The organism is Cellvibrio sp. UBA7661, assembly GCA_002483365.1.
Taxonomy (GTDB): Bacteria; Pseudomonadota; Gammaproteobacteria; order Pseudomonadales; family Cellvibrionaceae; genus Cellvibrio.
The window spans coordinates 17,668-30,663 of record DLHT01000010.1 but is presented as its reverse complement, the minus strand read 5'-3'; the positions used below and the strand labels follow the sequence as shown (position 1 = coordinate 30,663).

Sequence of the window (12,996 nt, the reverse complement as noted above, 5' to 3'; positions counted from 1 at the left end):
CCATCAACAACTCTCTTCTCTACGCTCCGCAATAGCCTTCTTATTTAAGAGGGCTATTCGGTTGATTTTTTTATCCCCAAAAAAGCGCTTAAGATTATGTGGTCTCTGTTCGGTCACTGCCCTTCTATATTTTTCAATCTTCCAATCCGCCACCTCTCTACCCGCAACTTTAAAATCCACGGCACTTACTTTGAAAAATATTGAATAAAGCAATTGTTCATCAACGGGCTTATTCGTAAAAATGGTGTGATAGGCATTCTCTCTATAGAGACATAGGCGATACAAAAAAGGTTGATCTTTCAGAGCTGTTGCTCTTCTCAACTTCTCTTTTAACTTGGATGCATCATTAAGAGCATGCATCCTAGCATCCTCTGCACTTTGATAAAAAAACGATTGATGAGAAGTGTCAGTCATTACTTCCAAGTAACGCTCATACATCTCAGGAAAGAACTTCAACACACAAGACATAGGCTTTAACAATTTAAACTTAGGTTCATTTAAAAATAAGCCATCAAGCACCTGATAAATCGTAACTCCATCAAAAACCTCTCCAAGCCGATTTTTTTTAGCGTCTCTGTAAAACTTTAAAACCTTGGGAATTGACTCTCTTTTGTATTGCAACTCACGATAAGAAGCGGCCTGAGTGTTCTTCGAAAAATGCAAAAGCACGGCCATTAACCAAGGCAAATGCTCTGCAAGAATGATTTTAGCGAACCTTTGCTGGCTTTCCTTTAAAGCCGTCAGCTCTGATTCATTCAGCTCGTCAATGAACGCTGGATCGAAGCCGACTAATTCATCTCTACCAGCTTTTTTCAAAAGCACTCTGACATGAGGAATATCCAGATAATCATTAATCACCGACTGAACGGCAACAACTCGCGTTAGCAACTCTTCCACAACAACTCCATTGTAATCCTGCCCAAGAAACTCAGAGCCTGCCGATTGAACATCAATAAGCGACTGGTCATGCTGTGCTTTTAGTCTATTTACTAATGAGTAAAGGTGTCCAGCTCTGGCCAAAGCCTGAATTTTTGAGGTAGTACGAAGGGATTTGATGACTTCCCGCTTTCCGAGAAGGCTTCTGATTGCAGGAGGGCTCACCCAGCGGAAATAGTAATAACCATTGGAGCGCTTTTGTAGCAGGGTTTGTAGCATTTTTTGTAGCAATCCGAGCTGAAGGGGTGAAACACCCCCACAACCCAGACAAATCAATAAGTCGGAGTCAGCCTGTAAGCCGGGTTCTGTCGTGGACAGTCATTCATCTGGGACTAGTGTCACCACTAGCCTCAAGCAACCTACCCGAATCCAGTGCGGGCCGCACCAATGGATTCCTATTTGGTCTTGCTCCGAGTGGGGTTTACCATGCCGCAGCCTGTTGCCAGTTGCGCGGTGCGCTCTTACCGCACCCTTTCACCCTTACCGGTTCTGGTTTGCCTTCCCATATACGTGATCCGGCACCTTGAACTTAGGCGGTCTGCTCTCTGTTGCACTTTCCGTAGGCTCGCGCCTCCCAGGCGTTACCTGGCACTCTGCCCTATGGAGCCCGGACTTTCCTCCCCGACGCACCTTATCCTGCGCTGTTGCCAGCGGCGGGAAGGTATGCGCGGAGCGACTGTCTGGCCAACTCCGGCGCGCACATTACTCGCCGGTGACTAATAGCGCAAGCGCAATACATCGTGTGCTTTTGCTAACCACGTCACCAAAAGTGGCAGGCTTATAGCCAAGTTGGGGCAAAAAATGCCCGGAGCTGGTATTTTTGCCACTTTACGCTATTAATTAACAAGTGTTTGTTGCCCCGAACATGGACACCCAAGATTTCACGCCCCCCCACAATAAAAGCTCAGGAGAGTTTCCGTGAAAGAGTACAGAGTTAACCTTCTCTCAATGGCTATCGCTTTATCGTTTGCTGTACCGGCATATGCACAGACAGATGACAGTCCTGCGCTGGAAGAAGTGATGGTCACGGCGCAAAAACGCCAACAAAGCCTGCGCGATGTCCCCTTGTCGGTAAATGCGTTGGGGGGCGAAAAAATTGAATCGGCCGGGATCACCAACATTGAAACCATGGGCGATTACATCCCCAGCTTCAACATGACCCAAACCGGCATAGGCACCAACATCGCCATCCGCGGCATCAGCTCCGGAGTAAACCAGGGGTTCGAACAATCAGCAGCGCAATTTATCGATGGCATCCATTACGGCCGCGCGCAATTGGCGCGCGCGCCCTTCCTTGATATTGAACGCGTGGAAGTCCTGCGTGGGCCACAAAGTATTCTGTTCGGCAAGAACTCCACTGCTGGCGCTATCAGCATTACTACCGCCAAACCTGGCGATGAAACCGAAGCCAAGATTACAGCCTTGTATGAGCCTGATCATGGCGAGCAAGACATACGCGCTGTGTTTTCAAGCCCATTGAGTGATACCGTCGGCATCCGTTTGGCGGTGCTGGACAGCAGTATCGACGGTTATATGGAAAACACCACGCTTGGGCGCGACGAATCGGGCGATAAAAATCGCGTAGTGCGCGCCACCTTGCAATGGCAACCAAGCGACTTGTGGGACATCGTCCTGAAAGTAGAAGACGGTTCGTTTGATAGCGATGGTCGCAATATTGAGGTCGTTAAGCCCGTCGGCGGCTCTTATGCCAATGCCTTGTCATTCTTTACCAACGGCCAATACCAACTCGATACCACCCACGATTGGAGACGTCAGTCCAATGGTGACTACAGCTACAACGACACTAAAAACGCGACCCTGACAGTTGAGCGGGACATTGGCGAGCACACTCTGACCTCGGTCACAGGTTATAACGCCTACACCTATCAGGAACTGTGCGATTGCGATTTTACCGGCGCCCCCGGGTTTAACATTTTGTCTGATGAGGACTACAGCCAGGTTAGCCAGGAACTGCGTATAGCTTCACCTGAAGATGGCACCATCAGTTATCTTGGCGGCCTCTTCTTCCAATCCAGCGACCTTAAATTCCACGACACCATCCGCGTTCCGACCGATAGTTTTATTCCTACTGCACTGGGTTCACGGCTTGGCGCCACCATGTCCAACCTGTTACGCGATGCATCGACTCAGCGCGATTTCCAACAAGATACAGATTTGGCAGCGATCTTCGCCCAGTTCACGTGGAATTTCAGCGATTCAGCCCGTGCCGTGATTGGTGCGCGCTACACCCACGAATCCAAGGAGGCGAGCCGTCACCAATACCATGTGAGCAACACCAATGTAACTCTGCCACAGGGAACAATCGCTGATCCTTACAACTTCCTCTGGAGTCAATTCAAAATTGACCCGCATAAGATTAAGGGCGACAGGAACGAATCCGGCTTTACCCCACAATTGACACTGCAATACGATCTTAATGATACGGATATGCTCTATGCCAGCTATACCACTGGCTTCAAATCCGGTGGCTTTGACGTGCGCGCCAACTCCGCCCCTAACGAGCTGGACGGTGTTTATAACGGGCAAAGCGTTCCCCCCAGCGCATTTTTCCCAACGGGTGCAGCTACCAATATTGAAGGCACCTGGGAATTTGAAGAAGAGAAAGTTAAAAACTATGAGATCGGTGGAAAATTTGTATTGGCCGGAGGATCAGCTGAACTGAATGTCGCGCTATTCCGCTCTGAATTTACCGACATGCAAACCAGCCAGTTCGATGGTAGCTTGAGTTTTAACGTCACCAACGCCGGTGAAGCCACTGTACAAGGCTTGGAAATCGATGGTCGCTGGGCACTGACCGATAACATTCTGGTTCGTGGCGGCGCAGCCTATATCGACTTTGAATACACGGATTTCAAAAATTCGCAATGTTATTTCGGCCAGCCGGATGCAGAGCGCAATCCAAACAATCCGACGGTGTGCGATGCAACCGGCAAGCGCCGCGAGTTTACCCCTGAGCTACAAGGCAACGCAGGCATTGATTACACCATCAACTTCAGCAATGGCCTCAAACTGGTCAACACACTGGATGTTATCTACAGCGCGGAGTATCTGACTACACCATCGCTGGACCCCAAATTTGAGCAACCGTCCTACACCAAACTCAATGCTCGCATTGCATTGAGCGATCAGGACGACAAATGGGAATTGGCCCTGATCGGCAAAAACCTGAGCGATGAATCCATTGTGACTTACGCGAACGGGCTACCGGTAGCGACCACCGTTTCCAGCGGCACGGGTTATTACGCCTTCTACGAGCGCCCAAGAAGCATTGCAGTACAAGGTACGATCCGCTTCTAAGCAACGCCCGTTATTCACCCTGAAGGCATCCTCTGGATGCCTTTTTTAATTGCGCCGCTCCATTTGTCAGACTTATTTGTGCCGAAAACGCACATTCCTGCTACCATTAATATGACTTATTTTAGGCTTTACCTATCGGATTAATGGCAATGAGCGATTCCCCTTCCGGGCAACCAGCATCACCTCTGAGCACCCCGCATACCATCACTCCCCTGCAGCACAATGCTCTCAAAGGATTCCTGCTCGCCGCCGCCGGCCTGTTTTTGTTCGCCTGTATGGACAGCACCACCAAATACCTGACCACCCACTACAATGTGCCTTTTGTAGTGGCGATGCGCTATATCGTCCATTTTGTGTTGATGCTCATCATTCTCGCGCCGCGCCATTCCACCCAGTTGATCCATACACAGCGCACCGGCCTTGTGATTGCACGCGGGTTGGTGCTCACCATTGCATCGCTCTGCATGGGAATGGCGTTGAGCCGGATGCCACTCGCCGAAACCACAGCCATTAATTTTCTCGCACCAACGCTAGTAGCTTTGCTTGCCGGTTCAATGCTCAATGAAAAAATTGGCGGCTGGGGTTGGGCGGCGATCATCACCGGTTTTATGGGGGTATTGCTGATCGCGCGCCCCGGTGGCGGATTGGATACGATCGGCATCTTATTTGCGTTGGGAGCCGCTGCCGCCAATGCGACTTATCAACTTTTGTCGCGCTTGTTAGCCAGCACCGAAAAAGCGATTACATTGCTGTTTTATACCGCTCTGGTGGGGTCGATTGCCTTCGGCATTGCCTTACCCTGGTTCTGGGAAAACGATGCCCCCAGCAAGCTTGAAGTCATATTGCTGCTAAGCATGGGGATCAGCGGCGGGCTTGGGCACTACCTGTTCACACTTGCCTACCGCCACGCTCCGGCATCTATGCTGGCACCGACCACTTACTTGCAGTTGATCTGGGCAGGTTTATTAGGGTGGTTGGTTTTTGGCACAGTTCCGGACAGCATGAGCCTGTTAGGTATGGCAGTCGTAGCGGCATCCGGCCTGATTATCGCGCTTAAATCACGCTAACCATTAGCTCGCTACAACTCCGCCACTCCCTAAAAACAATCGCACTTAAAAAAACAATCGCCCTAAAAAAACAATCCCGCACACTGGCGGGATTGTTAGCTTGCAAACGCCTGATAGCGAACGTTAGAACTTGAACTTAACACCCACATCCAGGCTGCGTTCGGTACCCACATAGATACCTTGGCGCAAGCTGGCGATATAGCGTTCGTCAGTCAGGTTCTTGGCGCTGGCGCTGAAGCTTACATCTTTACTTAGCTCATAAATCGCGTTCAGATCCAACAAGGTGTAGCTATCAATCTGGCCGGTAAAGAAGCCGGATGTAATTTCGGTAATCGGCTTGGTGTTGAGCACATCAGTGTACTGCTCGCCGGTGTGATGCAACGCCAGCGCTGTGCGCAGCTTTCCGGCTTTGTACTCAAGGCTCAGGTTGGTTACCCACTCAGGCACATAAGTCACGCGATTGCCATCCGGCGTGGTGATGTTGCCATTGGCATCGCGACGCGCGCCAACAAACTCAGCATCCGGAATATAAGTCGCACTGGATTTCACGGTAAAACCGCCACCCAACTCCCACGCCAATGCTGCTTCCAGACCCTGATGCAAGGTTTCACCACCATTGGTGCGCTGGAATTGGCTGTTGGAGTTGGCAGGGATAATCTGGTTATCAAAATCCATGCGGAAGAAGGTCAACTCATAGCTCAGCTTATCCGCAGCGCCACGCACACCGGTCTCGATGTTAATAGAGCGCTCTGCATCCAACTTTTGGTCCTGCAATCCATTCAGTGCATCGCCATTCAATGCAGGCGAGAAGGCTTTGTACACACTGGCAAACGCCTGCAAACCCGTGTTGATTTGGTAGGTAGCACCAATGCCCGGCAGCACCTCGGTATTTGAACTGTCGGCTTCGTTGTTAGTGGCAACGCGTTTGTTTTTGCTGGACTGCTCGTAGCTTTCGGTACGCAAACCAGCCGTCACGGCCAAGCGATCCGTCACCACAAAGCGGTTTTGCAAGTAGAGCGCAAGGCTGTCCGCAGACTCGACCGTGTCTTTGTTGATGGTTCCGGTGCGCGGTGTCGCACGGGTGGCGGCGATAGTCACATCGTCCATGGATTCACTCATCACGCGCACGCCAATTTCTGCTTCGTTAGCGATACCGAACAACTGATGTTGCAGCTTCAGGCGGCTGTCCACACCAAAACGATCAAAACTGCGGTTATTGCCATTCAGGGTATCCAAATAGACCCATTGGCCAGCAGCGGTAGATGCCGCATTGTTGGTGTTGTAACGCCAGTAATCGCGATAGGTTTCACTGCCAAAGACCAGGGTGCTGAGCTTGGCAGTCGCATTGATGTCCCACTCGTGGCTGATGTCCAGCGCGCGACGGCCACTGATGAAGTAATCATCCGGCGCAGGGTTATAGTCTGCACCGTCTTTGTATTCCTGCAGGAAAAGGCCGCGATACGAAATATTGGCTTCACTGTCGTAATCGCTGAACTTCACACTCAGCCATTGGTTATCACCCAGCGCCAAACCGGTTTTGATCATCACATCGGTCATGTCATAACCTTTGTCCATAAAACCATCGCTGCTTGCATGAGTGATGAAGGCACCGAATTGCGCCTCTTGCGATGGGGTTGAGCCGCCCACTTCCAAGGTCGCTTCACGGCTATTAAACGAACCGGCGCGCGCCTCGACTTGTACGCCATCTTCCGGTTGTTTGGTGATGTAGTTGATGACGCCGCCAATCGTGCTGGGGCCGTAGCGCAAAGAAGCAGCGCCCTTGAGCACTTCGATGCTCTCCATACGCTGGATGCGAGGGTTGTAGTAGCGGCCATTACCGACGAACAAGCCCGGTGCGATGGGCACGCCATCTTCGAGGATCAGGGTTTTGTAATCCGCTGAACTCAAGCCGCGAATGCCAATATTGACCACAATCGCACTTTCCTCTTCCGGCTTGATCACCACACCTGGAACAGCTCTAAGCGCTTCTTCAGTGGAGCGAGGTTGGCGAATTTGCAGCTCTTCTTCGGTCACAATCGCCACCGCTCCCGGCTGGCGCTCGATATCGCCATCTTCCGTGCCCACAACAACTACTTTGGGCAACGTTTTAGGTTCGGTCTGGGCAAGCGCGGGGGCGGCGATCAAGCTACCGGCAAATACCAATGCGATGCCGACAGCCAAAGGGTTCAAGGAGGCAGGTAAAAAATGACTGGCAATAGCGCCAGAGCGGAGAGAGTGATGCATTGGAGATTCCTTCAGTTACAGTGATGTGTCTTCTACCAGCACGGCACAGGATTGATTATGTCAATCAGATGCACACGCAAAAAACTTTCAGATGCGCCACTATACCAAATAAGAATAATTTACATCAAATTTGCACCTAACTTCTCGTCACATTGCCATGCAAAAAAACATAAAGCGCTACTTATCGCCCTGCTGCAAAGCCCAATCATAGAGAAAGTTCTTTTTTAAACCGGTCAGCTTCGCCCCTATAGCCGCCGCCTGTTTGACCGGCAACTCATCCAGCAACACGGTCATAATGTGAATTTGCTCCGGGGTAATGGCACCGCTGTCGATCTTGGGCGCACCGTGTACCAACAGCACAATTTCACCGCGCTGCTGGTTGCTATCACTTTCCACCCAGGCTGCCAGTGCACCGACTTGATCGCCCTTTATGGTTTCAAAGGTCTTACTGATTTCACGGGCAATAACGACCTCCCGCTCGGGGCCAAACACCTGCGTCATATCCTGCAATGTCTCCAGAATCCGGTGCGGCGCTTCGTAAAAAATCAGGGTGCGTGGATCAGCCGCAAGCGACTGTAGCTGGGCACAGCGGGCAACCTGTTTGGCGGGCAAAAATCCCTCGAAAGCGAAACGGTCAGAGGGCAAACCCGCTGCACTGAGCGCCGCAATCATGGCGCAAGCACCAGGAATAGGGACAACCTGAACACCGGCCTGACGCGCACTGCGCACCAACCGATAACCAGGGTCAGACACCAGCGGTGTACCTGCATCAGAAATTAATGCGATTGACTCCCCCGCAAGCAGGCGTTTTACCAGTTGCTCCACCCGCGATTCATCGCTGTGATCGTGATAGGCGATACAGGGAGTTTTGATATCGAAATGGGATAATAGACGGGAACTGTGTCGCGTATCTTCAGCGGCAATTAATGCGACCGTTTGTAGAGTTTCTACCGCTCGCGGTACCATATCGCCCAAGTTACCAATCGGGGTCGCCACGACATAAAGAATGCCTGAATGTGAGGCTGCAGTTGTCATAAGAGGCTCCGGAAAAGATCAGGTTGAGGCCAGCAATATCGGCCGGGACATTACACATTTACGCAGGTTTTTACCGAGGTTTTCATGCCGATACGGCCACTATTGCGCACTTTATCAAATCATTCCCTTATCACCCTGACGGCTGTTTCACTGGCGCTAAGCTTGTCTGCCTGCGGCAGTAACCCACACCAGCCAGGCAAACCCAAACAAGCTCCGGTCAAAACCCAACCTGAAGCTATTAGTGCAAGTAAGCTCTTAGAGATGGCAAATCAAGCGCCCTCACCTGAACGTGAAAGCCTGGTATTGCAAGCGGCGCAAGTGTACATCACAAACCAAAAAGTTAACCGCGCGCGCGACTTGCTGGTTGATATGGATACCGACATCCTTGCTGACCAAGCCTACATTAAACACACCGATTTATTGAGTGCGATTGCACTGCATGAAGGCTCCAACTTTTTAGCGCACGGCATTCTAACCAAGCCACGGCTGGAACAACAATGGCAAAACATGGAACCCTTCATGGAGGTGTCATTACGCGAAAAACGTGCGCAAGTATTTGCGCTTTTAGGTGAAGCGCAAGAAAGCGTAAACGAGCGGATTCAATTAGCCGGGCTCATCGACAATAAAACGCAGCAACAAAAAAACCAGGATGCACTCTGGCAAAATTTAATGAGCATTCCCTTTGCTGAATTACAACAACTGAGCCAGAACGAACACGGACAAGCAGCGCGCGGTTGGTATAGCCTCGCGGCAATCAATAAAAATAACCAAATTGATTTGCAGCAGCAGCGTGAGCAATTGCAAAACTGGTTGCGTGAATGGCGCGGCCATCCTGCGCACGATAACTTGCCCAGTGATTTGCGCTTGCTGCAAAGTTTGATCGACCAACAACCCAAACAAATCGCACTGTTATTACCTATGCAAGGCAAGCTTGCCGAAGCAGGCGAAGCTGTGCGCGATGGTTTTTTTGCCGCGTATTACCAAGCATTAAGTAACGGCCGTTATACGCCGGAGGTGCGTCAGTACGATAGCAGCGTCGACGCACTTGCTGCCTATCAACAAGCGGTTGATGAGGGCGCTGATTTAGTGATTGGCCCCATCGATAAAGAAAAAGTGACTGAATTGAGTTTAATGCCGTCACTTCAAGTACCAATGCTCTCGCTGAATTATCCGGATGCACCACCTGCACAACCATTGAAAGGTTTCTATCAATTTGGATTGGCAGTAGAAGACGAAGCGCGACAAGTTGCACGGCAAGCATTTTTGGAAGGGCATCGTCAGGCAATGATTATTATCCCTACGCAAGAATGGAGTGAGCGCAGTGCGCGCGCCTTCACGGACGAGTGGGAAAAACTCGGCGGCATTGTTGTTAATCGCACACAGTTCCAGACCGGCGCGAATTATTCCGGGCTGGTAAAAGATGCAATGCTTATTGAACAAAGCCAAATCCGCACGCGTGAATTGCAACAATTGCTGGGTGTGCAACTGCAATCATCACCGCGCAGCCGCGGTGATGTCGATATGATTTTTTTAATCGCTGACCCCGCACAAGCGCGTCAGATCAAACCCACATTTGCATTTCACTATGCAGGCAATATTCCCGTATACGCCACCAGTCAAGTGTATTCCGGACAGCCGAATCCCAAAGCAGATCGCGATTTAAACGGCGTGCGTTTTAATACTATGCCCTGGTTGTTCGATACCACCAGTAGCGAAAAACAAGCAGTTGCACAACACACCAAATCCGCTGCTGTTTACGGCCGTTTGCACGCGTTGGGTGCCGATGCATTTCGCCTCTATGCACGCTTACCGCAACTGGAGCAAGTTCCCAATATGCGCATTTATGGCGCGACCGGAGCGCTGCATATGTTGGTTGATGGACGCATCGAGCGTGAACAAATATGGGTAAGATTCCGCAATGGCGAAGCGCAACCCTTACCTATGGTCATCAACGAAAACGAATTGGCTTACTAAGCTCCATCAATTTTAAAAAAGGCTCATCGATTTTAAAAATACGCTAAATCAAGGAATAAGAATGTGTAACCGAGACAAGGATGCCACCCCCAGTGATAGCCCCACTCACCTCACACTGGGAGTACAAGCTGAAACGCAAGCAGAAGCGTTTTTGCACCAGCAGGGCTTAATCACACGGATGAAAAATTACCGCTGCAAACTGGGCGAAATAGATCTGATTATGTTGCACAAAAATACCCGGGGTACAACCTGGGTATTTGTTGAAGTACGCTTACGCACCAACAAGCGTTTTGCACCCGCCATTGAGACTGTCGATTACCGCAAGCAGCAAAAAATTATAAAAACAGCCATGCGTTTTTTACAGGAGCAGCGGCTTTACGATAAGGTCGCCTGTCGCTTTGATGTGATAGCATTAGACCAAACCGGCACTGCCCCACCCATCCAATGGATTCAAAATGCCTTTGGTGCATAAAATTCATTGGCAACTCGTTTATCTTTCTATACACAGAAGTTAATTTGCTATGGAACAACGCGTCATCACCCTGTTTCACGAAAGTATTGAAGCTAAAATGCAAGCAGGAGAAGAGCTGGCCCCACTCATTGCACAAGCCAGCGAGCTGATAGTTCACGCATTGCTGAGCGAAAAGAAAATACTTACCTGCGGCAATGGTATCAGCTCTGCACAAGCGCAAATTTTTACCGCCTGCCTCGTCAATCATTTTGAACAAGAGCGCCCCAGTTTGCCGGCACTCCACTTGGGTGCCGATTTCACCACCCAATCGGCCATTGGTAGCGATTACAGTTTTAATGATATCTACGCAAAACAAATACGCGCACTTGGTCAACCCGGGGATATTCTGTTGCTGTTGACCAGCACAGGTAAATCTTCAAATTTACTGCAGGCGATTAGTGCTGCTCACGATAAAGATATGCATGTTATTGCCTTTACCGCAGGTGATGGCGGTGATGTAGCGGCACTGCTTGACCAGCGGGATATGGAACTTCGCATTCCGTCAGTGGCCAAACCCCGTATCCACGAAGTGCATTTACTCAGTTTGTTTTGTCTGTGTGATCTTATCGATCAGCAATTATTTGGAGGATTCTAGATGCGCCACTTCCGCCAGACGTTTCACCAACTCACTTATGTGTTTGTGTTATTTGTCATTGCAATAACTCTGGCAGGTTGCGCCAAAATTATTGGTGTTACCACAAGCGAGCCCATCCAAATCAATAACAATAAACGTACTCTCGGCACTAAAATTAATGATCAGCAGATAGAAACAGTGGCACGTGTCAACCTCGATAAAGGTGGAGATGCACTGAAAGAAGCCAACATCAATATCGATAGTTTTAACGGCATAGTGCTGCTCAGCGGACAAGTCCCCAGTGAGCAATTAAAACAGCAGGCGGGCGAAATTCTGGGGAAAATCAATCCGGTACGCCAAGTGCACAATGAACTATCGGTCGCCGCAAATAGCGATCTCCAAGCGAAAAGCAAAGACAGTTGGATTACCACCAAAATCAAAACCAAACTGATTGCCAGCAGCATCCAAAGCCGTCGGGTGCGCATTATTACTGAAGCAAAAACTGTTTATTTAATGGGGTTAGTATCTCGCTATGAAGCAGAACGCATCACTGACGTAGCGAAAAATACTCGCGGCGTCGTTCAGGTAGTCAAAGTATTCGAGTATGTCGATTAAGGGTGCCACTGGTAATCTGCATTCATCCTGCTAGTATCATGCAAAACAGATAACCAACGCTGACTGCTCCATACCCGCAAAGGAAACCTCTCATGATTTCTACCGTCATTATTCTTGTGATTGCTGCCGTACTGGTGTTTTACGTAGTCGGGATTTACAACCAGCTGGTTGCTCTTAAAAATCGCTATCAAAACGCATTTTCGCAAATTGAAGTGCAACTGAAACGCCGCTATGACCTGATTCCCAATCTGGTTGAAACCGCCAAGGGCTATATCAAACACGAACGCGAAACGCTGGAAGCCGTAATCAATGCACGCAATCAGGCGATGACCGGTTTGCAAGCCGCTGCTGCAAATCCCGGCAGCGCTGCAGCAATGACCGAACTTGCTGGAGCAGAAGGTTTACTGACTAGCGCAATGAGCCGCTTGAATGTCGTGATGGAGGCTTATCCAGACTTGAAAGCCTCGCAAAATATGATGCAAGTATCAGAAGAATTAACCAGCACAGAAAATAAAGTCGCATTTGCACGTCAAGCGTTTAATGATGCTGTTACAACTTACAACACCTACAAACAAAGTTTTCCACCTGTCATTTTTGCAAAAAGCTTTGGTCACATCGATGATGCAAGCTTGTTGGTATTTGCCGATAGCGCAGAAATCCAGGCTGCTCCAAAAGTCCAATTTTAGGACGTGCAATTTTAATCGACCAATCACTACACAGTG

Annotated in this window: 10 protein-coding genes and 1 other RNA gene; 7 read left to right on the top strand and 4 right to left on the bottom strand. The window is 49.8% G+C overall.

Annotated features, from left to right (window positions below):
* Window positions 1-3 precede the first annotated feature (3 nt).
* Both B2739_RS08530 and rnpB read right to left on the bottom strand, forming a co-directional pair.
* Window positions 4-1,155, bottom strand: a complete 1,152-nt coding sequence (locus B2739_RS08530) for a DUF6538 domain-containing protein (RefSeq protein WP_331345441.1) — start codon at window positions 1,153-1,155, stop codon at window positions 4-6.
* A gap of 59 nt (window positions 1,156-1,214) precedes the next feature.
* Window positions 1,215-1,628, bottom strand: an RNA gene (rnpB, locus tag B2739_RS08525) — RNase P RNA component class A.
* Window positions 1,629-1,854: 226 nt separating this feature from the next.
* Between rnpB and B2739_RS08520 the strand changes: the two genes are divergently transcribed.
* The gene (locus B2739_RS08520; RefSeq protein ID WP_331345440.1) at window positions 1,855-4,254 is read left to right on the top strand and encodes a TonB-dependent receptor; all 2,400 of its coding nucleotides are present in this window, start codon (window positions 1,855-1,857) and stop codon (window positions 4,252-4,254) included.
* 149 nt (window positions 4,255-4,403) lie between these two features.
* Window positions 4,404-5,321: a DMT family transporter gene (locus B2739_RS08515; protein ID WP_331345439.1), complete on the top strand. Its 918-nt coding sequence runs from the start codon at window positions 4,404-4,406 to the stop codon at window positions 5,319-5,321.
* A gap of 123 nt (window positions 5,322-5,444) precedes the next feature.
* On the opposite strand, the gene B2739_RS08510 is transcribed toward B2739_RS08515, so the two are convergent.
* A complete protein-coding gene (locus tag B2739_RS08510; RefSeq protein ID WP_331345438.1) occupies window positions 5,445-7,565 on the bottom strand; it encodes a TonB-dependent receptor family protein in 2,121 nt (706 codons plus the stop codon).
* A gap of 177 nt (window positions 7,566-7,742) precedes the next feature.
* A complete protein-coding gene (gene rsmI / locus B2739_RS08505) occupies window positions 7,743-8,600 on the bottom strand; it encodes a 16S rRNA (cytidine(1402)-2'-O)-methyltransferase (RefSeq protein ID WP_331345437.1) in 858 nt (285 codons plus the stop codon).
* A gap of 84 nt (window positions 8,601-8,684) precedes the next feature.
* On the opposite strand from rsmI, the gene B2739_RS08500 reads away from it, so the two are divergent.
* From B2739_RS08500 to B2739_RS08480, 5 genes are all read left to right on the top strand, one after another.
* On the top strand, window positions 8,685-10,574 hold the full coding sequence (locus tag B2739_RS08500; protein ID WP_331345436.1) for a penicillin-binding protein activator: 1,890 nt from the start codon (window positions 8,685-8,687) through the stop codon (window positions 10,572-10,574).
* 61 nt (window positions 10,575-10,635) lie between these two features.
* Window positions 10,636-11,046, top strand: a complete 411-nt coding sequence (locus B2739_RS08495; protein WP_331345435.1) for a YraN family protein — start codon at window positions 10,636-10,638, stop codon at window positions 11,044-11,046.
* A 49-nt stretch (window positions 11,047-11,095) separates the two neighbouring features.
* Window positions 11,096-11,680: an SIS domain-containing protein gene (locus B2739_RS08490; protein ID WP_331345434.1), complete on the top strand. Its 585-nt coding sequence runs from the start codon at window positions 11,096-11,098 to the stop codon at window positions 11,678-11,680.
* Entirely contained in the window at window positions 11,681-12,274 is a 594-nt protein-coding gene (locus tag B2739_RS08485) for a BON domain-containing protein (protein WP_331345433.1), read from the top strand. It abuts the gene before it with no gap.
* A gap of 92 nt (window positions 12,275-12,366) precedes the next feature.
* Window positions 12,367-12,960: a LemA family protein gene (locus B2739_RS08480; RefSeq protein ID WP_331345432.1), complete on the top strand. Its 594-nt coding sequence runs from the start codon at window positions 12,367-12,369 to the stop codon at window positions 12,958-12,960.
* Window positions 12,961-12,996 lie beyond the last annotated feature (36 nt).